Origin of the sequence: Stenotrophomonas sp. (assembly GCF_050737075.1) — a bacterium.
GTDB lineage: Bacteria > Pseudomonadota > Gammaproteobacteria > Xanthomonadales > Xanthomonadaceae > Stenotrophomonas.
In genome coordinates this window covers 1-23,900 of the sequence record NZ_JBOHXV010000076.1, presented here as the reverse complement: position 1 = coordinate 23,900, position 23,900 = coordinate 1, and the positions used below count along the sequence as shown (strand labels likewise).

20 protein-coding genes are annotated in these 23,900 nt (G+C 67.4%); 5 read left to right on the top strand and 15 right to left on the bottom strand.

Translation table 11 applies throughout. The features are described 5' to 3' along the window. The 7 genes from ACREPD_RS16500 to ACREPD_RS16470 form a co-directional block, all read right to left on the bottom strand. On the bottom strand, positions 1 to 755 hold a 755-nt coding region (locus tag ACREPD_RS16500; protein WP_431600339.1), incomplete at its 3' end, for a septal ring lytic transglycosylase RlpA family protein. Further along, the gene (mltB, locus tag ACREPD_RS16495; RefSeq protein ID WP_431600338.1) at positions 752 to 1,897 is read right to left on the bottom strand and encodes a lytic murein transglycosylase B; all 1,146 of its coding nucleotides are present in this window, start codon (positions 1,895 to 1,897) and stop codon (positions 752 to 754) included. The genes ACREPD_RS16500 and mltB, both read right to left, overlap by 4 nt. Before the next feature lie 687 nt (positions 1,898 to 2,584). Continuing rightward, positions 2,585 to 3,697 (bottom strand): rod shape-determining protein RodA, encoded by a 1,113-nt coding sequence (rodA, locus tag ACREPD_RS16490; protein ID WP_431600337.1) that lies wholly within the window; start codon positions 3,695 to 3,697, stop codon positions 2,585 to 2,587. Continuing rightward, the gene (gene mrdA, locus ACREPD_RS16485; RefSeq protein WP_431600336.1) at positions 3,694 to 5,760 is read right to left on the bottom strand and encodes a penicillin-binding protein 2; all 2,067 of its coding nucleotides are present in this window, start codon (positions 5,758 to 5,760) and stop codon (positions 3,694 to 3,696) included. The genes rodA and mrdA overlap by 4 nt, the downstream gene beginning before the upstream one ends. A 1-nt stretch (position 5,761) precedes the next feature. After that, positions 5,762 to 6,247, bottom strand: coding sequence for a rod shape-determining protein MreD (gene mreD / locus ACREPD_RS16480; protein ID WP_421569638.1), 486 nt, complete (start codon positions 6,245 to 6,247; stop codon positions 5,762 to 5,764). After that, positions 6,244 to 7,278, bottom strand: a complete 1,035-nt coding sequence (gene mreC, locus ACREPD_RS16475) for a rod shape-determining protein MreC (RefSeq protein WP_431600335.1) — start codon at positions 7,276 to 7,278, stop codon at positions 6,244 to 6,246. The genes mreD and mreC overlap by 4 nt, the downstream gene beginning before the upstream one ends. Positions 7,279 to 7,476: 198 nt before the next feature. Next, positions 7,477 to 8,523 (bottom strand): rod shape-determining protein, encoded by a 1,047-nt coding sequence (locus tag ACREPD_RS16470; protein WP_038686189.1) that lies wholly within the window; start codon positions 8,521 to 8,523, stop codon positions 7,477 to 7,479. A gap of 275 nt (positions 8,524 to 8,798) precedes the next feature. Here ACREPD_RS16470 and ACREPD_RS16465 point away from each other — a divergent pair, with 275 nt between their 5' ends. Continuing rightward, the gene (locus ACREPD_RS16465) at positions 8,799 to 9,737 is read left to right on the top strand and encodes a carbohydrate kinase family protein (protein ID WP_431600334.1); all 939 of its coding nucleotides are present in this window, start codon (positions 8,799 to 8,801) and stop codon (positions 9,735 to 9,737) included. Positions 9,738 to 9,783: 46 nt separating this feature from the next. Here ACREPD_RS16465 and ACREPD_RS16460 read toward each other — a convergent pair whose 3' ends face one another. The 5 genes from ACREPD_RS16460 to ubiE form a co-directional block, all read right to left on the bottom strand. Continuing rightward, the gene (locus ACREPD_RS16460; protein WP_431600333.1) at positions 9,784 to 10,515 is read right to left on the bottom strand and encodes a hypothetical protein; all 732 of its coding nucleotides are present in this window, start codon (positions 10,513 to 10,515) and stop codon (positions 9,784 to 9,786) included. A 111-nt stretch (positions 10,516 to 10,626) separates the two neighbouring features. Then, the gene (locus tag ACREPD_RS16455; protein WP_431600332.1) at positions 10,627 to 11,229 is read right to left on the bottom strand and encodes a hypothetical protein; all 603 of its coding nucleotides are present in this window, start codon (positions 11,227 to 11,229) and stop codon (positions 10,627 to 10,629) included. Between the two features lie 211 nt (positions 11,230 to 11,440). Beyond that, positions 11,441 to 13,375 (bottom strand): M1 family metallopeptidase, encoded by a 1,935-nt coding sequence (locus ACREPD_RS16450; protein ID WP_431600331.1) that lies wholly within the window; start codon positions 13,373 to 13,375, stop codon positions 11,441 to 11,443. An 82-nt stretch (positions 13,376 to 13,457) separates the two neighbouring features. Beyond that, on the bottom strand, positions 13,458 to 14,324 hold the full coding sequence (locus ACREPD_RS16445; RefSeq protein ID WP_431600330.1) for a diguanylate cyclase domain-containing protein: 867 nt from the start codon (positions 14,322 to 14,324) through the stop codon (positions 13,458 to 13,460). 68 nt (positions 14,325 to 14,392) lie between these two features. Continuing rightward, a complete protein-coding gene (gene ubiE / locus ACREPD_RS16440; protein WP_431600329.1) occupies positions 14,393 to 15,154 on the bottom strand; it encodes a bifunctional demethylmenaquinone methyltransferase/2-methoxy-6-polyprenyl-1,4-benzoquinol methylase UbiE in 762 nt (253 codons plus the stop codon). A 71-nt stretch (positions 15,155 to 15,225) separates the two neighbouring features. Here ubiE and ACREPD_RS16435 point away from each other — a divergent pair, with 71 nt between their 5' ends. The 3 genes from ACREPD_RS16435 (at position 15,226) to ACREPD_RS16425 (ending at position 16,905) form a co-directional block, all read left to right on the top strand. Further along, entirely contained in the window at positions 15,226 to 15,678 is a 453-nt protein-coding gene (locus tag ACREPD_RS16435) for a nucleoside deaminase (RefSeq protein ID WP_068854054.1), read from the top strand. Between the two features lie 426 nt (positions 15,679 to 16,104). After that, entirely contained in the window at positions 16,105 to 16,437 is a 333-nt protein-coding gene (locus ACREPD_RS16430; protein WP_421569646.1) for a hypothetical protein, read from the top strand. Between the two features lie 72 nt (positions 16,438 to 16,509). Further along, positions 16,510 to 16,905 (top strand): low affinity iron permease family protein, encoded by a 396-nt coding sequence (locus ACREPD_RS16425; protein WP_431600328.1) that lies wholly within the window; start codon positions 16,510 to 16,512, stop codon positions 16,903 to 16,905. A 136-nt stretch (positions 16,906 to 17,041) separates the two neighbouring features. Here the strand turns inward: ACREPD_RS16425 and ACREPD_RS16420 are convergent, their stop codons facing one another. Genes ACREPD_RS16420 through smeD form a run of 3 tightly spaced genes read right to left on the bottom strand, consistent with a single transcriptional unit; the run spans position 17,042 to position 22,823 of the window. Next, positions 17,042 to 18,436: an efflux transporter outer membrane subunit gene (locus tag ACREPD_RS16420; RefSeq protein WP_431600327.1), complete on the bottom strand. Its 1,395-nt coding sequence runs from the start codon at positions 18,434 to 18,436 to the stop codon at positions 17,042 to 17,044. Next, positions 18,429 to 21,635, bottom strand: a complete 3,207-nt coding sequence (gene smeE / locus ACREPD_RS16415) for a multidrug efflux RND transporter permease subunit SmeE (protein ID WP_431600326.1) — start codon at positions 21,633 to 21,635, stop codon at positions 18,429 to 18,431. Before smeE ends, ACREPD_RS16420 begins: the two co-directional genes overlap by 8 nt. Before the next feature lie 12 nt (positions 21,636 to 21,647). After that, positions 21,648 to 22,823 carry a multidrug efflux RND transporter periplasmic adaptor subunit SmeD gene (gene smeD, locus ACREPD_RS16410; protein ID WP_431600325.1) on the bottom strand — a complete coding sequence of 392 codons (1,176 nt, stop codon included), beginning with the start codon at positions 22,821 to 22,823 and terminating at the stop codon, positions 21,648 to 21,650. Between the two features lie 227 nt (positions 22,824 to 23,050). Here smeD and ACREPD_RS16405 point away from each other — a divergent pair, with 227 nt between their 5' ends. Further along, positions 23,051 to 23,719: a TetR family transcriptional regulator gene (locus ACREPD_RS16405; protein WP_431600324.1), complete on the top strand. Its 669-nt coding sequence runs from the start codon at positions 23,051 to 23,053 to the stop codon at positions 23,717 to 23,719. Positions 23,720 to 23,900: the final 181 nt, after the last annotated feature.

Genomic DNA, 23,900 nt, shown 5'->3' with positions numbered 1-23,900 from the left:
GCCACGACCGGCGCGGCCGCGGCGGCGCGGCGTTCACGCCACGAGGGCTTGCCGGCCAGCAGGTTGTCGTCGCCGGGGGCCAGCGCGCGCACTTCCACGTTGCCGGTGCCGCGCTGGGTAATACCCAGGCGCACTGCGGCGGCATAACTGAGGTCGATCACGCGGCCGTCGTGGAACGGCCCGCGGTCGTTGACGCGCACGATCACCGACTCGCCGTTGTCCATGTTGGTGACCCGGGCGAAGCTCGGCAGCGGCAGGGTCTTATGGGCGGCGGTGAAGGCGTACATGTCGTACACCTCGCGGTTGGAGGTGAGGCGGCCATGGAACTTGGCGCCGTAGTACGACGCGGTGCCCTTTTCGGCGTACCCGCGGGTGTCGTCCATCACCTGGTACTGCTTGCCCAGCACAACGTACGGCGACTTGTTGCCGACCGGCGAGCGCGGCAGGTCCACCACGTCCGGTTCGGGAATGCAGGCCACGTTGGGAATGTAGGTGGGCGTGCTGTCGTTGACGCCGGGCTTGTACAGCCCGCCGGCGCGGTAGTCGCCACGCGTGCTGGGGTCCTCGGCGGCCGCCTGGTAGGGCGAGCCGTCCGGGCAGTGCGCGGGGCGCCCGCCCTTGCCCGGCCCCTGCACCAGCGTGCCGCCGGGCTTGCCAGCGCCGGCGGCGGTGGAGGGCTTCTTCGGCGCCGTGCTGCAGGCGGCCAGCGCCAGCATCAGCAGACCGGGGATCCACCAGCGTGCGCGTGCGTTCATGCCGGCGGCAGCTCCTGCCCGGCGATGGCCTGGGACAACTGGTACACCGCCATCGCGTACATCTTGGAGAGGTTGTAACGGGTGATCGCGTAGTAATTCTGGAAGCCGAGCCAGTACTGCTTGCCCGCGCTGCCTTCCAGCGTGATCGGGGTGGCGGTCAGGCCCGCCGGCACCGGCACGCTGGGCTGGTAGCCGCGCTGGGCCAGCTCGGACAGCGTCCAGGTCGGCGTCCAGTCAGTGGGATCGAACGGCTCGCGCCCCGCGGCCAGCGTGGCCGGCACCGCCACCGGGCCGCCGCGCACCCAGCCGCCCTTCTTGACGAAGTAATTGGCGATCGAGGAGAACACGTCGTCATAGCTGGTGAACAGGTCGCGGCGACCGTCGCCGTTGCCGTCCACCGCGAAGTCCTGGTAGCTGGAGGGCATGAACTGCCCCATGCCCATGGCACCGGCGTAGCTGCCCTTGATGGCGAGGATGTCCAGCTTCTCATCGCGGCTCAGCGCGAACAGGCGCGCCAGTTCGTCGCGGAAGTACAGTTCGCGGCGCACTTCGCGCTCCAGCTTGGCCGGGTCGCCGCTGCGCGGGTAGTTGAACGCCAGCGTGTACAGCGCGTCCAGCACGCGGTAGCTGCCGGTGTTGCCGCCATAACTGGTTTCCACGCCGATGATCGCCACGATCACCTCGGCCGGCACGCCGGTGCGCTGCTGCACGCGCATCAGCTCGTCGCGGTGGGTGGCGAGGAATTTCCGGCCGCCCTCGATCCGCGCCTGGCTGATGAACATCGGCCGGTACTCGTTCCACGGCTTGACCCGCTCGGCGGGGCGCGACATGGCGGCGATGATCGGATCGCGCACCTGCGCCTGGGCCAGCGTGGCCTCGATCTGTGCGGCGGGAATGCCATAGCGGGCGGCGGTATCGCGCACGAAGTTGGCGCGCGCCACCTCGAACGGAACCGGGGTCAGGTCCACCGGCGGCGCGGTGGCGGCAGCGCCTTCGGGCGCGGCTTCGGCGGGTCCCTTGTGGGCAACCCCCGGCTTGTTGGGCGCACCCGACGCCTGCGGCGGCGGTGACGGGGAATGCGGCTGGGTCGCGCAGGCAACCAAACCGAGCGTAAGCATGCAGGCCAAAGTGCGTCGAATCATCGCCGCAGGTTAGCAGGTCAAAGATGAAATAAAACCCCTAACACCATGAATACCAACGATTTGCCCGAAGAAACTCGGGTTCGTTAAGACCATGTGTATACCCACCTTCCCATGGGCCGGCCAACGGCCGGCGCTACCGGGATCCCTCAGACGAGGAGCCCCCCTCTTGTTGAGGGGGGCGCGCCGACAGGCGCGGGGGATAGGAAGCATGCCCCGGTCTCCGGTATACCTTTTGCGCTTACGCGCAAAAGGTATACCGGTTGCGTCCCCATCCCCACGGACGCAACCGGCCTACCGACCCAGTCGGTACCGGCATGACGCGCAACTCCCCAGCGCGCGCCCTGCCCCCTGTACCCGTCGGGTCAACTACTTCCCGCCAGCGCCTGGTGCATCGCTTGGCTCGATGCCCGGCTGCTCGCGGGCCGCCATTGTGCAGGCGCTTTACGACAAGTCCATTGATCAGGATCAAGCGCATTCATATCTGTGCGCCACATCTCACTTTCATGCCGTTTTGTTGACGCAACCTGCACCTCAAGCGACGGTTTTGTCGTGTTCGGCACGTTCCTGGCGCGCTTTTTGCGCAAAAACGGCGCCCGAACCAGCCAACCTTTTGACTAGACATAGAAATGTGGGGTAGCTGCGACGAAATGTCGCCACGGCGCACGGCCCGTGGGCCGCACGGGCGGCTCAGCCGTACCCGCCGTGTACCGGATTGTGGCTGCGCGCGGCCATCACCAGCCCGAAGCCGGCCAGCAGCGAGACCGCCGAGGTGCCGCCATAGCTGATCAGCGGCATCGGCACGCCCACCACCGGCAGCAGGCCGGAGATCATGCCGCCATTGACCAGCACGTAGACGAAGAACGCCAGGCCGGTGGCGCCGGCGAGCAGGCGCGAATAGGAGTCGCGCGACTGCGAGGCGATCCACAGGCAGCGCCCGATCACCACCAGGTAGAGCGACAGCACCACGGCCACGCCGATCCAGCCGAACTCCTCGCTGAGCACGGAAAAGGCGAAGTCGGTGGTCTGTTCGGGAATGAAGTTCAGGTGCGACTGCGAGCCCTGCCCCCAGCCCTTGCCGTCGAAGCCGCCGGAGCCGATCGCGATCTTGGACTGGATGATGTTCCAGCCCGCGCCGAGCGCGTCCATCTCCGGGTCCAGGAACATCATGATGCGGTCTTTCTGGTACGGCCGCAGCAGCCAGAACCAGGCCACCGGGGCGGCAGCGGCGACGCCGCCCACGCCCACGCCCACCCACCACCAGGGCAGGCCGGCCAGCAGCAGCACGAACGCACCGCTGGCGGCGATCAGCACGCCGGTGCCGAAGTCGGGCTGCAGCATCACCAGGCCGGTGGGCACGCCGATGATGACCGCGCTGACCATCACCGTGGAGAAACGCGGCGGCAGCGGCATGCGGTGCAGGTACCAGGCCACCATCATCGGCAGGCTGACCTTGAGCAGCTCGGCCGGCTGCAGGTAGAACAGCTTGAGGTCCAGCCATTGTCGGCCGTATTTACCGGTGCCGAGCACGAACACGGCCAGCAGCGGAATCATCGAGACCGCGTAGATCAGCGGGGTGGCCGAGCGGATGCGCAGGATCGGCAGCCGCGAGATGCCCCACAGCGCGGCCAGCCCGACCGCGAAGCGCGCGCCCTGCGCGAACACCAGGCCGTCGCCCCCGGCGCTCTTGAGCACCGACAGGCCGATCAGCATCAGCGCGCCCAGCGCCAGGCACAGCACCCAGTCCAGGGTGCTGGTGAAGCGTACGACCATGTCGGTCGCCCAGCGCAGGAAGACCTTCATCGGGTGCGCTCCACAGGCGGGGCGGGGGCGGCGACAGCGGGTTGCGGCGCGCTCGGTGCAGGCGCCGGGACCGGCGCCGGGGCCGGCACGCCGACCATGACCGGCAGCCCTTCCAGCGCGGCGGCGGCAGCATCGCCGGCCTCGCGCGCGGTGCGACCGCCCCCATCGAACGCCGTGCTGCCGATGGCGGTGGTGCCGCGTTCGCTGTCCAGCGGCTCCATGCCTTCGGGCATCTTGCCGAGCAGCCAGGCGTCGAACAGCTTGCGGGCGATCGGGGCCGCCGCCGAGCCGCCGTAGCCGCCGCCTTCCACCGCGATCGCCAGCACGATGACCGGGTCTTCGGCCGGAGCGAAGCCCACGAACAGCGAACGGTGGCGCAGGTGCATCGGCAGGCTCTTGGGATTCACGGCGGCCGTACCGCGGCGGCTGATCACCTGCGCGGTACCGGTCTTGCCGGCGATGGTATACGGCGCGCCGGCAGCGGCACGCGCGCCACTGCCGCCCGGGCGCATGGTGCCCATCATGCCTTCGCGCACCGCCTGCAGGTTGCCCGGGCTGGGGCTGATCGGCTTGCTCGGCCCCTGCGGGGTCGACACCCAGTCGGCATCAAAACCGGCGCGCTCCTGCATCACCAGCCGCGGCGTACGCAGGTGGCCGTCGGCGATGCCGCCCACGCCATGCACCAGCTGCAGCGGGGTGACCTTCCAGTCGCCCTGGCCGATGCTGACGTTGACGGTGTCGCCGGGATACCAGCGTTCCTTGCGCGCCTTGTACTTGTTCTGCGGCGAGGGCAGGATGCCGCCGATCTCGCCGGTGAGGTCGATGCCGGTCGGCGAACCGAAGCCGTAGCCGCCCATGTACTGGTCGAAGCGCTCGATGCCCATGTCCAGCGCGAGCTTGTAGTAATACGTGTTGACCGACTGGGTGATCGACTTGCGCAGGTCGGTCCAGCCGTGGCCGCCACGGTTGGCGTCGCCCCAGCCGCGCGAGGTGCCCGGCAGGTAGAACATGCCGGTGGACAGGATCTTGTCTTCGGGCTTGCGCACGCCGCTGTCCAGGCCGGCCAGGCCGATCAACGGCTTGATCGTCGAGCCCGGCGCCACGCCCCCCAGCACCAGCCGGTTGAACTGCGGCCGCGAGGGGTTGTCGTTGAGCGCCTTGAAGTCCGCGTGGGAAATGCCGTTGACGAACAGGTTGGGGTCGTACGACGGCAGGCTGACCATCGCCAGCACTTCACCGGTGCGCGGGTCCATCGCCACGGCGGCGCCTTCGAAGTCGCCGAACGCGGCCACCATGGCGCGCTGCAGGTCGGCATCGATGGACAGGCGCAGGTCGCTGCCGGACTGCGCGGCCACCCGGCCGATGGTGCGGATGGCCCGCCCCTGCACGTTGGTTTCCACCTGCTCGTAGCCGACCTTGCCGCGCAGCTGCTGCTCGTAATAGCGCTCCAGCCCGGACTTGCCGATATGGGTCAGCGCGGCATTGCCCTCGCCCAGCGTCTCCAGGTCCTTGTCATCGACCCGGCCGACGTAGCCGATGATGTGCGCGAACAGGTCACCGTAGGGGTAGCGCCGGGTCAGGTACGGCTCCAGCTCCACGCCGGGATAGCGCCAGCGATCCACCGCGAAGCGCGCCATTTCCTCATCGGTCACGCGCAGCTTGAGGGTCACCGGCAGGAAGCTGCGGCGCGCCTTGCGCGATTTGTTGAAGGTCTCGATGTCTTCCGGGCTCAGGTCCAGGATCTTCGCCAGCCCGGCCAGGGTGGCGTCCATGTCCTTGACCTTGTCCGGGGTGATGTCCAGCCGGAACGCGGGCACGTTCTCGGCCAGCAGGCGCCCGTTGCGGTCGTAGATCATGCCGCGCCCGGGCACCACCGGCCGCGGCTTGATGCGGTTGGCTTCCGAGCGCGTGGCGTAGATGTCGTGGTCCAGCACCTGCAGCTTGAAGTACCAGCCGCCCAGCCCGACCAGGCACACCAGTACGCCGAGGAAGCCCAACGCGGCGCGGCGCCGGAACTGCTCGGCTTCGGCGTGCGGATTCTTGGCCTGGCGGCGCACGTACATGTCAGCGCCCGCGACGCCCGAAGCGGACCGCATCCAGCAGCACGAACACCAGCGGCCACAGGCCCATGCCCAGCAGCGGCGCCCACCAGTACGACCACGGCAGGGTCGGTTCGCCCACCGCGATATGGACCACGGCGCTGACGATGCGGTCGTTGAACAGCAGCCCGCCGATGGCCAGCACCTGCTGCGACATCGGGAAGAAGCGGATGCGCGCGCGGAAGCGCTGCAGGATGAAGGTCAGCATGACCAGCCGCAGCGCCTGTTCGCCCAGCACGCCGCCGTACAGCAGGTCGGCGAGCACGCCGCAGACGAAGGCCACGCCCAGCCCGACCCGGTCCGGCGCCTCGATCACCCAGTAGGCCAGCACCAGCGCCAGCCAGTACGGGCGCAGCGGCTGCAGCAGCGCCGGCAGCGGCAGCAGGCCGAGCAGCAGCGCCAGCACGATGCTGACCGGGAGCACCCAGGGTTTGTCGCGCAGGCGGCTCATCGGGTGGGCCCCGTGGAGGTTGGCTGGGGAGCAGGTTGGGCCGGTTGCGGCGCGGTTTGCGTGGGCCGACTGACAGTCGGCGCTACCGGGGGTGGCGCGGCTTCCGTGGGCCGGGCAGAGCCCGGCGCTACGGCGGGTGCGGCGGCGGGACCGCCTGCCGCTTCGGAAAGCTGGAGATTGGGTGGGACGCGGATTGCTGCGCCGGGGCGCAGGAGCAATACGTCGCGGCCGCGGTCGAGCTGGGCGGCGGGCTTGAGTTCGCCGACCAGGAAGGCGTGGGTGTCGTCGGGGCGCAGGGCGGTGATCTTGCCGACCGGGAAGCCGGCCGGGAAGCGGCCGCCGAGGCCGGAGGTGACGATTTCATCGCCCACTTCCACGCCGGCGCTGAGCGGAATGTCGCGCAGTTCGAGGGTGTCGCCGCGGCCGTACACGATCAGGCGCACGCCATTACGTGCCACGGTCACCGGCACCGCGTGGTCCGGGTCGGTAAGCAGCAGCACGGTGGCATTGCTGCCGGTGGTGGCGATCACCTGCCCCATCAGCCCACCGGCGTCGATCACCGCCTGGCCCAGGTGCACGCCATCGCGGCTGCCGGCGGCCAGCACCAGGCGCTGCTTGACCGGGTCCAGGTCGATGTCGAGGATCGGCGCCAGCTGCACGTCCAGCCCGCTGCGCTCGGCCACGTTGAGCAGCTCGCGCAGCTGCGCGTTGTCCAGCGCCGCCGTCTGCAGGCGGGTCAGGCGCGCGTTGGCGATCAGCAGCTGGTTGCGCAGCTCGCGGTTCTCGTCCACCAGCTGGCCGTGGCTGGCCGCGTTGTCCTTGACCTGGGTGCCGAGCCGGCCCGGCAAGCCGGCCAGGGCCCAGACCGGCTGCACCAGCACATTGGCCTGCGCGCGCAGGCGCGCCAGCCAGCCGGCCTGGTCGTCGAGCACGATCAGGGTGATGGCCAGGGCCAGGTAGGCGAGCAGCCGCAGGGGGCTGCTGGCATCACCCTGGCGGGAGGCTACGGGAGGACCGGCGTAGGGCGGCACGACTGGCTTCGACTGATCAAGGGGTGGAATGCAGCGGGGCAGAGCCCCGTTGCAGCAGGGCAGAGCCCCGCTCTACGGGGGACCGGAACACGGGGCGACAGGATGCGACAACGCCCCGGCGCTGCGATGCCCGGCGTGGCGGGCACGCAGCGGGCATCACGCCGCAGGGGCGCGTGTTCGGAACGGCAACGGTACGGCTTACTCCGGCGCAAAGAACTCGTTGCCGTGCATGTCCACCAGCTCCAGCGCACGACCGCCACCGCGGGCCACGCAGGTCAGCGGATCGTCGGCCACCTGCACGTGCAGGCCGGTTTCCTCGGAGATCAGGCGGTCCAGGTCGCGCAGCAGCGCGCCGCCACCGGTGAGCACGATGCCGCGCTCGGCGACGTCGGCACACAGTTCCGGCGGGGTCTGTTCCAGGGCCAGCTTGACCGCGCTGACGATGCCCGAGAGCGGCTCGTGCAGGGCTTCCAGCACCTCGTTGGAGTTGATCTTGATCATCTTCGGCACGCCCTCGGCGAGGTTCCTGCCGGAGATTTCCATTTCGATGACTTCGGCCTGCGGGTAGGCGCAGCCCAGCTCGACCTTGATCCGCTCGGCGGTGGCTTCACCGATCAGCATGCCGTGGTTGCGGCGCACGTAGTTGGTGATCGACTCGTCGAAGCGGTCGCCGCCGATCCGGACCGAGGCCGAATAGACGATGCCGTTCAGCGAGATCACCGCCACTTCGGTGGTGCCGCCGCCGATGTCGATGACCATCGAGCCACGCGCTTCAGTGACCGGCATGCCGGCGCCGATGGCGGCCGCCATGGGTTCTTCGATCAGGAACACGTCGCGGGCACCGGCTTCTTCAGCCGATTCCTTGATGGCGCGGCGCTCGACCTGGGTCGAGCCGGCCGGCACGCAGACCAGCACGCGCGGGCTCGGGCGCAGGAAGCGCGACTTGTGCACCTTCTTGATGAAGTGCTTGAGCATCGCCTCGGTGTAGGTGAAATCGGCGATGACGCCGTCCTTCATCGGGCGGATGGTGGTGATGTGGCCCGGGGTACGGCCCAGCATCTGCTTGGCCTCGGCGCCGACGGCGGCCACCGAACGGGTACCACCGATCGCACGGTCCTGGCGCACGGCCACGACCGACGGCTCGTTCAGCACGATGCCCTGCCCGCGCACGTAAATGAGGGTATTGGCCGTGCCCAGGTCGATGGACAGGTCATTGGAGAACATGCCACGCAGTTTCTTGAACATCTGGGAGTTGATCCTGAGGGGTGTCGCGCCCAACGCGGGATGGCGAAAAATTGGGCAGAATTCGAGACCGACAAGCCTAGCAATCCCCCTGTTCGCGAGCAAGGAGAAATCTGCCCCAACGCCAGCCTTGGCGGCCATTCAGGCGGGTCCGGACAGCCGGGGTTCTGGCCCTGCGGCGTCTCACCCGTTAACCTTTGCGTTATTGGGCGCCTCAGGGCGCCGTTTCGTTGCCCGCCCGACGGGCCTCAAACTCCATTCCGCATAGGCCTTAATCGATGTCCGCTTTGATCTGTGGTTCTCTTGCCTTCGACACCATCATGGTGTTTCCGGACCAGTTCAAGAATCACATCCTGCCGGACAAGGTGCACATCCTGAACGTCTCGTTCCTGGTGCCGCGCATGCGCCGCGAGTTCGGCGGCTGCGCCGGCAACATCGCCTACAACCTGCACCTGCTGGGCGGCGACCCGATTCCGATGGGCACCGTGGGCTCGGACTTCGGCCCGTACCGCGAGTACTTCCAGGGCCTGGGCATCGACCTGAGCCGGGTCAAGGTGATCGACGAGCTGTTCACCCCGCAGGCGTTCATCACCACCGACCACGACAACAACCAGATCACCGCGTTCCACCCGGGCGCGATGATGCGGTCCTACGAGAACCACGTGAAGGACGTGCCGGGCGTGACCCTGGGCCTGGTCGGCCCGGACGGCCGCGAAGGCATGATCCAGAACGCCGACGAGTTCTCCGCGGCCGGCGTGCCGTTCATCTTCGACCCGGGCCAGGCCATGCCGCTGTTCAACGGCCCGGAACTGCGCACGTTCATCGAGCAGGCCGACTACGTGGTGGTCAACGACTACGAGTCCAACCTGCTGCAGGAGCGCACCGGCTGGGACGAAAAGGCGATCGTGAGCCGGGTCAAGGCCTACATCACCACCCGCGGCCCGAAGGGCGCGGTGATCCACACCCCGGAAAAGACCTATGACATCCCGCCGGCGCACGAGCGCCGCGTGGTCGACCCGACCGGCTGCGGCGACGCGTTCCGCGCCGGCCTGATCTACGGCATCGAGAAGGGCTACGACTGGCTGACCATCGGCCGCATGGGCAACCTGATGGGCGCGCTGAAGGTGGAGCACCCGGGTACGCAGAACCAGCGCTTCACCTTCGAAGAATTCAATGAGCAGTTCAAACAGCAGTTCGGTTACGCGCTGAACGGTTGATCGTGCGGGATTGCCGGGCAGAGCCCGGCACTACCCGGCGCGCCCCTCAATTCCACCAGTTCGGCATTTTGCTGGCGTCCACGCCGCCGGTTTCGAACACGGCCGTGCGGGTGCCGCCGGCCTTGACCGGGAATTCGATGCTGAGGGTCTTGGCCTTGCGCGCCAGCTTCCACAGCGCCTTCTGGTCGGTGATGAACATGGCAATCGCCTCGTCGGTCTTCGGGCGCCAGGCCGCCATGCTGATCGACTTGCCGTCGTCCACGGTGACCTTGACCGTGCACTGCGGGCAGCGGAAGTCACCGGCCTGCAGCACGAGGTAGGCGTGGCGCTTCCACTCGGGGTGGTCGCGGAAGATCAACTGCACCGGCTTGGGGCCGCTGCCGTCCACGTCGACCCGCTCCTTGCTGTAGATCGAGGCCGAAATCTGGTTGCCCTTGTTGCCGACCGGCATCTGGTTGTACTGCCACAGGCCCTGCATGCGGCGCAGCTCGCGCGCGGTTTCGGCCTTGGCCTTGACCTCGGCAAACCCCGGCTCGATGCGGGCAGCGACGTCGGTGTCCTTGTACTGGTCCAGCAGCGAGCCCCCGTGGATGCGCGCCCGCTCCCAGTCCTGCGCGGCCACGGCCATGTCGTACTGCTTGGCCACGCCTTCGGCCTTCTCTTCCTGCTGCGCCTTGGCGGCAGCCGTGGCAGCTTCCTGCGCCTTGCGCTCTTCTTCGGGGTTGCTGCAGGCGGCCAGCGCGAAGGCGCAGGCCGCCACCAGGATCAATCGCTTCATTGGAACTCCAGGCAGTGAAGGCGCGCGGCGGCGCCACGCGCCCACTGTATCGCCTGGGGTAGCCGGTGTTCCATGGGGCGGAGCTGGCCGACCGACGAGGGTGCGTGGGGATTACGGCTTGGGACGCGAAGCGTGCGGAGTACTACCGCCACCCCGATACCACACCTTCTGTCCGCTGGCAGCGCCGGCGCCGGGCCCGGTTGCTTCGGGGCGAACGACATCCACACGCAGCGTGGTGTCCTCGTCCGACTCCACAGGGGAATCCGCTGCGGCACCCTTCCACGTGGGGTAGATGAAGGTCTCGTTCCGGTACGTCAATGCACCCCAATCGACCAATTTGCCTTCAGCAGCAGCCCCGCGGTCAAGATCAGGATTAACGCCCGCATTCCGAGCCAATGGCGATTGTGCGAAGCCGTTCTTGATGAAACTTATGCATTCATCCCTCGACCGGCCCAACGAGTCAAGCCGATTATCCCGCTTGATGCTCGAATCGCTCGCCTTCAGCTGCTTGATTTCCTCCTCGATCAGTCGCAGGGAACACTTCACCTCGTGAGCGTTCTTGCCACCACGAATATTGTCGCGCGCCTCGTTTTGAATCCTTTCGATGCGACTGCCGGCTTTTTCAGGAAGAATGCCCAGTTTCCTGATCTTGGCGTCGGCAATATGCACGACACGGTCGATTTTATTCTGCACGTTGCTGGATGATTTGAACACGGCGGCTTCTGGGAATGGGGAGCCGGCATGCTAGGAACCGAGTCACACTTCGACCTTCAGTTTTCGCTCACCGCACAGGCTGACATTCACATACGCCGGCATAGTTGCGCGTCGCCATAGCGCTGAGCTATTGCGTCGCAATGAACCCGTAAATTGCACATATGACAACGGCGGGTTTCCCCGCCGTTGTCGTTCAACGCAGTACTGGCAATTACTGGCCGGCGCTTGCCTTGTCCAGCATGTCCTGCACCGACCCGGTGGTGATCGGGTGGTAGCTGGGCTTGGCCTTCTCGAAGGCGGCCTTGGCGAAGGCCAGGCCTTCCGGGGTCTTCACCAGTTCGGCGTAGATCGGCAGGATCAGCTTGCGGCGGCCCACGCGTTCGATGAAGGCACCGGCCGCTTCATTGGCTTCGACATAGCCGCTGCGGATCGCCAGCGGGTACCAGCGCATCGCGATCTCGCCGTTGGCGGTGCCGGTGAACTTGTACGCACGGTCCAGCGCGGCCAGCTTGTCGAGCGGCAGGGTCTTGCCCAGGCCGTCGATGAAGTGCACCCACTCCTGGGTGCCCCACTCGTTGGTGATCTGCGCGCTCGGCAGCTTGCCGCTGCCCTCCCACGCAATGCGGGCGGTGTCGACGATGGAGAAGTTGCGCGAACGTGCCTTGGTGGCGAAGGACGGAATGCCCGGCTCGTCCAGCCATGCCTTCAGCTCGGCGTCGGTGACGGCGCCGGGCTTCTTGGACAGCAGGTTCTTCTTCAGGTACTCGACGAACTGGTCGGTGTTGGCGCTCTGGAACGCGTGGTCATCGAACCAGCCGCGCAGGAACGGATCGAAGGTCTCGCGGCCGAAGCGCTGCTCCAGGAACTGCAGGAACCACGAACCCTTGACGTAGGCCACGTTGCTCAGCGCCTCGTCCGGGTCGCGCTCGGTCAGCGCCGGCAGCGCCAGCGCCTGGTCGGCCGGGCTCATGTCCTTGATCTCGGCCAGCAGGTCGTTCTGGTCGATCTCACGCTCCATCTCGGCCATCTCCTGGCCATACAGCACCTCGGTGATGCGCCCCTGCACGTAGGTGGTGAAGCCTTCGTTGAGCCAGATGTCCTTCCAGCTGGAATTGGTCACCAGGTTGCCCGACCAGCTGTGCGCCAGCTCATGGGCCACCAGCGACACCAGCGACTTGTCACCCACGATCACGGTCGGAGTGGCGAAGGTCAGGCGCGGGTTTTCCATGCCGCCGAACGGGAACGACGGCGGCAGCACCAGCATGTCGTAGCGACCCCAGCGGTAGTCGCCGTACAGCTTCTCGGCCGCACCGATCATCTTCTCGGTGTCTTCGAACTCCTTGGCGGCCTTGCCGACCATGGTCGGTTCGGCCCACACGCCGGAACGGCCGGAGATCGGTTCGAACACCAGGTCGCCCGCGGCGATGGCCAGCAGGTAGGACGGAATCGGCTGCGGCATCTTGAAGGTGTAGTCACCGTCACGCACGGCCTTGGGATCGTTGTCGGCGCTCATCAGCACCATCACGTCCGGACGCGAGGTCACGTGTGCGCTGTAGGTGAAACGCACGCTCGGCGTGTCCTGCAGCGGTACCCACGAACGGGCGTGGATGGCCTGCGACTGGCTGAACATGAAGGGCAGCTTCTTGCCCTCGGTCATCGACGGCTCCAGCCACTGCAGGCCCGACGCGGTCGGGGCGGTGTGGTAGGTCACCAGCACCTTGCCCGGCTGCTCCGGGGCTTCGATGGTCAGCTTGCTGCCGAACACCTTGTCGGCCGGCGCCAGGGCGAACTGCAGCGGCGCGGTCTTGCCATCGGCGGCGACGGCCTCGACCTTCTCGATGGTCAGCTCGCGGGTGTCCAGCACCAGCTGCTTGGCCGCCTTGTCCTTCCAGTCCAGCGTGTAGGTGGCGGTGCCACCGATCTGCTTGGTGTCGAAGTCCAGCTTCAGATCCAGCGCCAGGTCCTTGATGACGACCTTGTGCGGTTCGGCGTAGGAACTCTCGTCATGACTGCGGTCTTCGGCTTTCACGGTGTTGGCGGCGCTCGGCGGGGCGGCGGGGGCCGCGGTCGGGGCGGAGGGCTCTTTGGAGCAGCCGGCGGCGGCAAGCGCCACGGCCAGGGAAATCAGCAGGAACGGGGATCGCATGAATCGGGACCGATCTGGGTGAAACGAGCAGTTTACCCCTGTCCAGCGCCGGCGGCAGGGTCCCTGCACCCGCCCTGCGCATTCAGTCGCCTTCACACAGCAGTTGGGCCCCGCCGGCGGACTTGGCGCGGTACATCGCGGCATCGGCGCGCCGGTACAGCTCGCGCAGGTCCTCGCCTGGACGGTAGCCGGAACCGCCGGCACTGGCCTTCAGCGGCATCTCGGCGCCGCCGACCGGCTCGGCCAGGCGGTCCAGCCAGCTGCGCATCCGCGCGCAGGCCACGTCATGGCGCGCGTGCACCGCCAGCAGGAATTCATCGCCGCCCCAGCGGCCGATCCAGTCGCTGGGCTGCAGCCACTGCCGCGCCGAGACCACCAGCCGCACCAGCACCTGGTCGCCGGCCAGGTGCCCGTGCGCATCGTTGATCGGCTTGAGGTTGTCCAGATCCACCACGAACAGGGTGAGCGGCTGCCGCCGCGACTGCGCAAGCGAGGCCGAATCGGCCAGCGCCTGCTCGCAGCCCCGGCGGTTCAGCGCCTGAGTGAGCGGGTCGAGCAGCACGCTGCGGCGCAGGTCGCGCAGGCCGGCATCCACCCCGTGCAGGCTGCGGTTGATGCCGCGCAGGAGGCGACCGATCTCGTCATGGCCCAGGTCGGGCAGGTGCGGCAGGCGCTGTTCGTCGTAATAGGCCTCCAGCGCTTCGGCGGCCTGGCGCAGCGGCGCCATGAGCCGGTACAGCGCCATCATCGCCATGCCGGTGCCGACCAGCGTGGCGCCCAGCACCACGCCCAGCACCGCCCACATGGTCTGCTCCTGGTACTGGCCACTGAAGGCCATCCACAGCAGCAGCACCAGCAGTGGCACGTGCACGCCGACAAACACCACGGTCATCAGCTTGGCGCTGAATGAACGGGGAAACACGCGGGCCAGGCCGCGGTAGAGACGCATGGCAGGCCCTCATTGACAGCCTGCCTGCAGTGTCGCCGAGCTGCCTCAGCGTGAACCGGACGGGTGTCTCAAACCTTGTAGCCGGAGTGAATCGATACGATCCCGCCGGTCAGGTTCTTGTAATGGCAGCGCGCGAAACCGGCCTCGCCCATCATGGTCTTGAGCTGTTCCTGCGGCGGGTGCTTGCGGATGCTCTCGGCCAGGTACTGGTAGCTGTCGCCGTCACGCGCGAACAGCTGGCCCAGCTTGGGCAGGATCTTGAACGAGTGGAAGTCGTAGATCGGCTTGAACCAGTCGGCGGTGACTTCGGAGAACTCCAGCACGCGGGCCTGGCCGCCCACCTTGAGCACGCGGTACATCTCGCGCAGGCCGGCGTCCTTGTCGGTCACGTTGCGCAGGCCGAAGGCGATGGTCACCAGGTCGAAGCTGGCGTCCGGGAAAGGCAGCGCCTCGGCGTTGCACTGGACGTATTCCAGGCCCGAGACCAGGCCCCTGTTGGTGAGCCGGTCGCGGCCCACCGAGAGCATGCCGGCGTTGATGTCGCCCAGCACCACTTCGCCCTCGTCACCGACTCGCTCCTTGATCAGCGCGGCGATGTCGCCGGTGCCGCCGGCCAGGTCCAGCACGCGGTCGCCCGGCTTCACCTGCGCGGTGGCTACGTAGTAGCGCTTCCACGCCCGGTGGATGCCCAGGCTCATCAGGTCGTTCATCAGGTCGTAGCTGCGCGCGACCGAGGTGAACACTTCGCCCACCAGCTTCTGCTTGTCCTTGGCGGCGACATCGCGGAAGCCGAAATGGGTGGTGCCACTCTTGTAGGGGGATTCGCTCATGGCCCCGATTATCGCACCGCTCGGGGGCCGGCGGCACCTTATCATGGCCCCTTCAGTTGAACGGACCGCCCATGATCACGACCCCCGACTACGCCGCCCTGCTTGAAACCGCCATTGCCGAAGCCCGCCAGGGCCTGGCCGAAGGCGGCATTCCCATCGGCGCGGCGCTGTACCACAACGACGGCCGCCTGCTCGGCTGCGGCCACAACCGCCGGGTGCAGGAAGGCGACCCGTCCGTGCACGGCGAGACCGACGCGTTCCGCAAGGCCGGCCGCCAGCGCCGCTACCAGGACACCATCATGGTCACCACCCTGGCGCCCTGCTGGTACTGCAGCGGGCTGGTGCGCCAGTTCAACATCGGCACCGTGGTGGTGGGCGAATCGGTCACCTTCCAGGGCGGCATCGACTGGCTGCGCGAGAACGGCGTGCAGGTGATCGACATGCAGAGTCAGGAATGCATCGACCTGCTGGGCGGATTCATCTCGGCCCACCCCGAGGTCTGGAACGAAGACATCGGCGAGTAAGTGCCGCCGTGCTGCGCAGTCGCCGTGTGCGCTGCGCAGCGCAGGAAAGCGCACGACGCCGATGCAGGGTGACGTGCGGTTCTGAATGCTTCAGCTCGCGGCAATCGGCCGCACGCACTGTGGCCCCTGCATGTGGGCCAGAAAGCAGGGCATCGCTGCCACGCGCGCAGTGCAGAGTGAACACGCCGCGCTAACACCCCGACAGCAGGATGCGGCTAGGGTGGACTGCAGTGCATCGGCGCCTGTTCACTCCGGCGTTCGCGCCCATGAAACCACCCGATGCGCTCCCTCGCGACACGCTGCCTGCGTCAGCCGTCGTTTCACTGCGCACAACCGCCACGCCGGCTGCACATCGTCATGACGTCGCATGCACTGCGCGGCACGCACTCTAGTTCGGCCCTTCCTTCCCTACGAATCGACGCACTCATGTCCTCCGTCCCGCTTTCCATTCCCGCCGTGATCAACGTCGATGCCGAAGTGAGCTATTGGCGACAGCGGCACGCCGACGGCCTGCTCGGGACCGGCTCGTTCGGGCATTACGTGCCGTGGATCAAGTTCGCCTGCGATTCGTTGATCACCCAGCCGCGCGCCAGCGACGAACAGCGCGATGAGGCCTTCCAGACCCAGTACGCGCTGCAGATCATGCCGCGCCTGACCGAAGACGAGGCCCGTGCGTTCGTCGAACAGTGCTGGGAACACGTGTACCTGACCAGCCACCACGACCAGAACGCCCGCCCGCGCCTGGGTGCGCGCGCCTGAGCGACACTGCACGGCCCGTACACGGCGCCATGCCAATGATGTGAGGCTCACTGGTCTTCCACGCCGAGCCTCATGAAACCCAGAAGTGTGTTCAACCTCATCGCCAAGAAGGCGTCGTACGCGGCGGGCACGCCGTGGGCCTTCCTCGGCGCGCTCGGCATCGTGCTGATCTGGGGCCTGTCCGGCCCGCTGTTCAAGTTCAGCGATACCTGGCAGCTGGTGATCAACACCGGCACCACCATCATCACCTTCCTGATGGTGTTCCTGATCCAGCACAGCCAGAACGCCGACACCGCGGCGATCCAGATCAAGCTCGACGAGCTGATCCGGGTTACCGCCGAGGCCAACAACGAGCTGCTGGACCTCGAAGAGCTGGACGAAGAGCGGCTGGAAGAGATCCGCCGCACCTACGAGAAGATGGCGCACCAGGCCAGCAAGGCGCTGGAGGCGCGACGCGACGGCGATTGATTCGATCGGGCGCCGCGCGGACACGCATGGCGTGTCCCTACGTCTGATACCGGCACCGCGCGGACACGCATGGCGTGTCCCTACGTCCGATACGGGCGACGCGTAGCGACACGCCATGCGTGTCCCACGCGGTCCATCACCGCGCGGCAACCTCCCCGCCCTCGAGCCACCCACCGCCCAGCACCTTGTACAGCGCCACCTGGTTGGACTGCTGGGCCAGCTGGGTGCTGACCAGCGACTGCCGTGCGGTATACGCCGTGCGGCGTGCATCCAGCAGGGTCAAGAAGCTGTCCAGGCCCGCGTCATAGCGCGCCTGCGACAGCGTACGCGCCTGCTCGGCCGCCGCCACCAGCGCCTGCTGCGAGGCCAGCTGCGCATCCAGGCTGTCGTTGAGCGCCAGCGCGTCGGCGGCCTCGCGGAAGCCGGACTGGATCGCCTTCTCGTACTGGGCCAGCGCGATATCGCGATTGGCATTGGCCACGCCCAGGCCGGCGCGCAGCTTGCCGCCCTGGAAGATCGGCAGGTTGAGCGTGGGCATGAAGCTCCACACCCGCGTGCCGCTATCGAACAGGCCCGACAGCTCGGAAGACGTCGAGCCGATGCTGCCGGTCAGGCTGATCGACGGGAAGAACGCGGCACGCGCCGCGCCGATGTTGGCGTTGGCCGACAGCAGCGTGTGCTCGGCCGCCATCACGTCCGGGCGACGCAGCAGCACCTCACCGGGCACGCCGGCAGGCAGCGCGCGCACGGCCGCCACCTGGGTGACCTCGCCGTCCGGCAGCAGTACGTCGTCCAGCGGCCCACCGGCCAGCAGCACCAGGGCGTTGCGGTCCTGCGCCACCTGTCCACGGAAACGCGCCACATCGGTGCGCGCGGTTTCCACCAGCGTGCGGGTCTGGCTCAGTTCCAGCGCCGACGTGCCGCCCAGCTGGTGGCGGGCCTCGCTCAGCCGCAGCGAGTCCTCATACGTGGCCAGCGTGGCCTCGGCGATGCGGAGCTGCTCATTGTCCGCGCCCAGGGTCAGCCAGGCATTGGCCACCTCGGCCACCAGCGACAACTGCGCGCTGCGGCGATTGGCCGCTTCGGCGAAGTACTGCTGCAGCGCCGCCTGGCTCAGGTTGCGCACGCGGCCGAACAGGTCCAGCTCGAATTCGACCACGCCCAGGTTGGCACTGAACTGCTCGCTGACCGGGGCGTCACCGCCGCTGCGCGTCATCTGGCCCTGCACGCCGAGGGCGGGCACGCGGTCCGCGCGCTGGATGCGGTACTGCGCGCGCGCCTTCTCGACGTTGAGCACGGCCACGCGCAGGTCGCGGTTGTTGTCCAGCGACTGGGCGATCACCGACTGCAGGCGCTCGTCGACGAAGTAGCTGCGCCAGCCGATGGCGTCCACCTCAACCGGTGTATCGGTCGAGGCGGTGGCGGGCCACTGCGCCGGGATCGCCGGGGCGACCTCGGTGCTGCGCGGTTCAAGGGTGGCGCAGCCGGACAGGGCCACGGTCATGGCGAGGGCGAGGAGCGCCTTATTCATGGGTGTCACCTTCATGGGTGTTGCCGGACGGTGTCCCGACCAACGGTCGGGACCTACCGTCGTCTGCGCCGCGGTTATCTTCGTTGGTGCGGCGGTTGAAGAGCTTCTGCACCACGACAAAGAACAGCGGAATGAAGAACAGGCCGAGCACGGTGCCGACGATCATGCCGCCGAGCACGCCGGTACCGATCGCGCGCTGCGCGCCCGAACCTGCACCCGAGGCGATGGCCAGTGGCAGCACGCCCAGGCCGAACGCCAGCGAGGTCATGATGATCGGGCGCAGGCGGTCGCGTACCGCGTGCATCGTCGCCTCCAGCAGGCCCGCACCCTTCTCCAGGTTCTCCTTGGCGAACTCCACGATCAGGATCGCGTTCTTGCTGGTCAGGCCCACCGTGGTGAGCATCGCCACCTGGAAGTAGATGTCGCGTTCCATGCCACGCATGCTGTTGGCCAGCACCGCACCCAGGATGCCCAGCGGCGCCACCAGCAGCACCGAGGTCGGCACGGTCCAGCTTTCGTACAGCGCGGCCAGGCACAGGAACACGATCAGCAGCGACAGCGTGTACAGCAGCGGCGTCTGCGAGCCGGCCTGGCGCTCCTGGTAGGACAGCGCGGTCCACTCGATCTCGAAGCCCGGCGGCAGGTCCTTGGCGATACGCTCGATCTCGGCCATGGCATCGCCCGAGGCCACGCCCGGCGCGGGTTCACCCTGGATCTCCATCGCCGACACGCCGTTGTAGCGTTCCAGGCGCGGCGAGCCGTAGTCCCAGCGCTTGGAGGCGAAGGCACTGAACGGCACCATCTCGCCGGCGGTGTTCTTCACCGACCACAGGTTGAAGTCGTCCGGATTCATGCGGAACTCCGCATCGGACTGCACGTACACGCGCTTGACCCGGCCACGGTCGATGAAGTCATCGATGTAGCTGCTGCCCCACGCGGCCGCCAGGGTGGTGTTGATCGAGCCGATCGACAGCCCGAGCGCGTTGGCCTTTTCCACGTCCACGTCGATGCGCAGCTGCGGGGTGTCTTCCTGCCCGTTCGGGCGCACGTTGGCCAGCAGCTTGCTCTGCCCGGCGCCGCCGAGCAGCTGGTTGCGCGCGTTGAGCAGGGCGTCATGGCCCTGGCCGCTGTTGTCCTTCAGGAAGAAGGTGTAGCCCGAGCCGATGCCCAGCTCCGGCATGGCCGGCGGCGGGAAGGCGAAGATGAAGGCGTCCTTGATCTGGCCCAGCGCGCCCATCGCACGCCCGGTGATCGGACCCACGCCCTGGTCGGCATCGCGCTCCTTCCAGTCCTTGAGCTTGATGAAGGACATGCCGGCGTTCTGGCCCATGCCCGCGAAGCTGAAGCCCTGCACCGAGAACACCGATTCGACCGCCTCGGTTTCGTTCTTGAGGAAGTGGTCCTCCAGCTTGTACATCGCCTCCAGCGTACGTTCCTGGGTGGCGCCGACCGGGGTCTGCACCAGCGCCATCAGGATGCCCTGGTCTTCATTGGGCAGGAACGAACTGGGCAGGCGCGCGAACAGCAGGCCCATCACCACGGTGAGTGCGGCGAACACGGCCATGAAGCGCCACGGCCGCGCCAGGATGCCCTTGACGCCGCGCTGGTAGGTTTCGCTGGAACGGTCGAAGCCGCGGTTGAAGCCGCCGAAGAAGCGACCCGCCAGACCCTTGTGGGCCACGTGGTGTTCGCCCTTCTTGAGCGGCTTGAGCATGGTGGCGCACAGCGCCGGGGTGAGCACGATCGCGACCAGCACGGACAACGCCATCGCCGAGACGATGGTGGCCGAGAACTGCCGGTAGATCACGCCGGTGGAGCCGCTCATGAAGGCCATCGGCACGAACACCGCCGACAGCACCAGGCCGATGCCGACCAGCGCGCCGGTGATCTGCCCCATCGACTTGCGGGTGGCCTCGACCGGCGACAGGCCCTCTTCGGACATGATGCGTTCGACGTTCTCCACGACCACGATGGCATCGTCGACCAGCAGGCCGATCGCCAGCACCATTGCGAACATGGTCAGCATGTTGATGGAGAAGCCCAGCGCGGCCAGAATGCCGAACGTGCCCAGCAGGACCACTGGCACCGCGATGGTGGGGATCAGGGTGGCGCGGAAGTTCTGCAGGAACAGGTACATCACCACGAACACCAGCACGATGGCTTCGATCAGGGTCTTGATCACGCCCTTGATCGAGACCTGCACGAACGGGGTGGTGTCATAGGGCACCACCGATTCCAGCCCGGCCGGGAAGTTTTCCTTCAGGTCCTCCAGGGCGGCGCGCACGCCATTGGCGGTGTCCAGCGCGTTGGCGCCGGTGGCCAGGGTGATGGCGATACCGGTGGAGGGCTTGCCGTTGTAGCGGGTCACGAAGTCGTAGCTCTCGGCGCCCAACTCCACGCGGGCCACATCGCCCAGGCGCAGCTCGCTGCCGTCGGTGCCGCCGCGGACCAGGATGTTGCGGAACTGTTCGGGGGTCTGCAGGCGGTCCTGCGCATTGATGGTGGCGTTGAGCTGCTGGCCCTTCACCGACGGCGCACCGCCGAGCTGGCCGATGGCGACCTGCGCGTTCTGCGCGGTGATCGCCGCGGTCACTTCATCCACCGACAGCTTGTAGGTGTGCAGCTTGTTGGGGTCCAGCCAGATGCGCATGGCGTACTTGCCGCCGAACACCTGGATGTTGCCCACGCCCGGCACGCGGCTGAGCGGATCGACGACATTGGAGCCGACGTAGTCGGAAATGTCGTTGGCGTCCATGCTGCCGTCGTTGGAGACGAAGCCGATCACCTGCAGGAAGCCGCTGCTCGACTTGGCCACGTTGATGCCCTGCCGCTGCACTTCCTGCGGCAGCAGCGGCATGGCCAGCTGCAGCTTGTTCTGCACCTGCACCTGGGCAATGTCCGGGTCGGTGCCGCTCTCGAAGGTCAGGGTGATGGTGGCCTGGCCGTTGGCGGAGCTGTTGGAGGAAAGGTAGATCAGGCCATCGATGCCCTTCATGTTCTGCTCGATGATCTGGGTCACCGAGTCCTCGACCACCTTGGCCGACGCGCCCGGGTAGCTGGCGCTGATTTCGACGGCGGGCGGTGCCACTTCCGGGTACATCGACACCGGCAGCTTGAGCACCGCCAGCGCACCGGCGAGCATGATGATGATCGCAATCACCCACGCGAAGATGGGGCGATCAATAAAGTAACGAGCCATGGAATTCTCCGCTTACTGCTTGTCGGCCGCAGCCGCCGGCGCTGCCGGCTTGGCCGGCGCGGCGCCCATCTCGGTGGCCTGCACGGGCATGCCCGGCTGGATCTTCTGCAGGCCTTCGACAATGACCTTGTCGCCGGCCTTCAGGCCATCCTCGACCAGCCACTTGCTGCCCAGCGCGCGGCTGACCTTGACCGGCCGCACTTCGACCTTGTTGTCCTTGCCGACCACCATGGCGCTGGTGTCACCCTTGGCGTCGCGGGCGATGCCCTGCATGGGCACCAGCAGCGCGTTGTCGCGCACGCCGCTGCCGACCTGCGCACGCACGTACATGCCCGGCATCAGCACCTGGTCGGGGTTGGCGACCTTGACCCGCAGCGCGTAGCTGCCAGTGGTGGGGTCGACGCTGACTTCGGAGAATTCCAGGGTGCCCTTCTGGTCGAAGGCGGTGCCGTCGTCGAGCAGGATGGTCACCGGCAGGGTCTGGTTGTCCTGCAGGCGCCCACTGGCCAGCTCACGGCGCAGCTGCAGCAGTTCGCTGGCCGACTGGGTCAGGTCCACGTAGATGGGGTCGAGCTGCTGCACGGTGGCCAGCGCATCGGCCTGGCCGGCGCTGACCAGCGCGCCCTGGGTCACGGAGGACTTGCCGATGCGGCCGCTGATCGGCGCGGTGATGCGCGCGAAGCCGAGCGTGACGTTGGCGGCGTCCACGGCCGCCTTGGCCGCGCCGACATCGGCTTCGGCCTGCTTCTGGGCGGCCACGGCGTTTTCCAGGTCCTGCTGGCTGACCGCGTCGACCTTGGCGAGTTCGGTGATGCGCTTGGCGCTCAGGCGCGACGCGTTGGCGGTGGCCTCGGCGCGGGCCAGCTGGGCGCGGGCGCTGTTGGCCTGGGCGCGGTAGCTGGCGTCGTCCACCTGGTACAGCGGCTGGCCGGCGGTGACCAGGCCACCCTCGGTGAACAGGCGCTTGGCGACGATGCCGCTGACCTGCGGCCGCACTTCGGCCACCAGGAAGGCAGTGGTGCGGCCCGGCAGTTCGCGGGTCAGGCCCACTTGTTCGGCCTTCAGGGTTGCGACGGTGACCTGGCCCGGCCCGCCTTGGGGCGCCCCTTCACCTCCGCCGCCGCAGGCGGACACGGTCAGGGCGATCGCGAGGGACAGCGCGAGAAGACGGTACGGGGATCGGGACATGAGGGGGCTCGCAGCAATTCAGAAAGGAAGGACCAACCTGGCATCGACGAACCGGGGCGCGGGACGACGACAGGTCAACCACAAAGGGGCCGGGTCCACCGCTGCAGGCGCGCAGGTACGGGCGCGCCTCACCGGGGATCAGTGGGCGCTAAATATACATACATGCATGTTTGTTTGTAAACGGGTACAATTCAGGCCGGTTTCATCCAGCACGTGCACACAGCGCCATGGCCAGAAAAACCAAAGAAGCGGCCCAGGCCACCCGGGAAGGCATCCTGGATGCGGCCCAGACCTGCTTCCACGAATTCGGGGTCGCCAATACCAGCCTGGCGATGATCGGCGAGCGCGCCGGCTATACCCGCGGCGCGGTGTACTGGCATTTCAAGAACAAGACCGAGGTGCTGACGGCGATGATCGAGCGCGAGCGCGTGCCGTTCATCGAGCGCCTGCGCCGCACGACGTCGTCACGCCGCAACACGCCCGTACTGGACCTGCGCTCGGCGCTGCTGGTCTCCTTCCAGGAACTGGCCACGGACGAGCGGCTGCGCAACATGATGGAGATCATGCTGCGCAACGATCTCTCGGTGGAAAGCCAGGCGATGCAGCAGTTGCAGCTGGACGCATCGCGTGAGGAGCTGAGCATCTTCGCGGCGGCCTTCCAGCGCGCGAATTCGCTCGGCCAGCTGCGCCCGGGCGTAGACGTGGACACGGTGGCACGCATCGTCAGCACCAGCCTGACCGGCGTGCTCTACAGCGCGATGCTGGAACCGCAGTTGTTCGAGCTGCAGCGCGACGGCATGCAGACCCTGGACGCCATCTTCAGTGCATTCGTGCAGCCGGGCGTGTTCACCCCAGGCGCCCCACCGGATGCCCTGCCGACCGACGACGACGCGTAACGCCGCGCGGCACGGCTTGCCGACTGACGACCATGCGTAACTTCCGACATCTTGCCGCCTGACGACCACGGGTAGCGCCGGGCTCTGCCCGGCTGCTTCATGCATTTGAGCGAACAGCGGGTGGCCAGCGGTTCCTCTGATTTGGCGGGACGGTGCCGGTTTGCGGGGGACGCTGCAAGTA

Coding starts and splice junctions, on each gene's coding strand:
- mltB (WP_431600338.1), bottom strand. CDS start 1,897: ATGATTCGACGCACTTTGGCCTGCATGCTTACGCTCGGTTTGGTTGCC.
- ACREPD_RS16405 (WP_431600324.1), top strand. CDS start 23,051: ATGGCCAGAAAAACCAAAGAAGCGGCCCAGGCCACCCGGGAAGGCATC.
- rodA (WP_431600337.1), bottom strand. CDS start 3,697: ATGAAGGTCTTCCTGCGCTGGGCGACCGACATGGTCGTACGCTTCACC.
- mreD (WP_421569638.1), bottom strand. CDS start 6,247: ATGAGCCGCCTGCGCGACAAACCCTGGGTGCTCCCGGTCAGCATCGTG.
- ACREPD_RS16470 (WP_038686189.1), bottom strand. CDS start 8,523: ATGTTCAAGAAACTGCGTGGCATGTTCTCCAATGACCTGTCCATCGAC.
- ACREPD_RS16435 (WP_068854054.1), top strand. CDS start 15,226: ATGATCACGACCCCCGACTACGCCGCCCTGCTTGAAACCGCCATTGCC.
- ACREPD_RS16430 (WP_421569646.1), top strand. CDS start 16,105: ATGTCCTCCGTCCCGCTTTCCATTCCCGCCGTGATCAACGTCGATGCC.
- ACREPD_RS16460 (WP_431600333.1), bottom strand. CDS start 10,515: ATGAAGCGATTGATCCTGGTGGCGGCCTGCGCCTTCGCGCTGGCCGCC.
- ACREPD_RS16425 (WP_431600328.1), top strand. CDS start 16,510: ATGAAACCCAGAAGTGTGTTCAACCTCATCGCCAAGAAGGCGTCGTAC.
- smeD (WP_431600325.1), bottom strand. CDS start 22,823: ATGTCCCGATCCCCGTACCGTCTTCTCGCGCTGTCCCTCGCGATCGCC.
- ubiE (WP_431600329.1), bottom strand. CDS start 15,154: ATGAGCGAATCCCCCTACAAGAGTGGCACCACCCATTTCGGCTTCCGC.
- ACREPD_RS16450 (WP_431600331.1), bottom strand. CDS start 13,375: ATGCGATCCCCGTTCCTGCTGATTTCCCTGGCCGTGGCGCTTGCCGCC.
- ACREPD_RS16445 (WP_431600330.1), bottom strand. CDS start 14,324: ATGCGTCTCTACCGCGGCCTGGCCCGCGTGTTTCCCCGTTCATTCAGC.
- mrdA (WP_431600336.1), bottom strand. CDS start 5,760: ATGTACGTGCGCCGCCAGGCCAAGAATCCGCACGCCGAAGCCGAGCAG.
- ACREPD_RS16465 (WP_431600334.1), top strand. CDS start 8,799: ATGTCCGCTTTGATCTGTGGTTCTCTTGCCTTCGACACCATCATGGTG.
- smeE (WP_431600326.1), bottom strand. CDS start 21,635: ATGGCTCGTTACTTTATTGATCGCCCCATCTTCGCGTGGGTGATTGCG.
- ACREPD_RS16420 (WP_431600327.1), bottom strand. CDS start 18,436: ATGAATAAGGCGCTCCTCGCCCTCGCCATGACCGTGGCCCTGTCCGGC.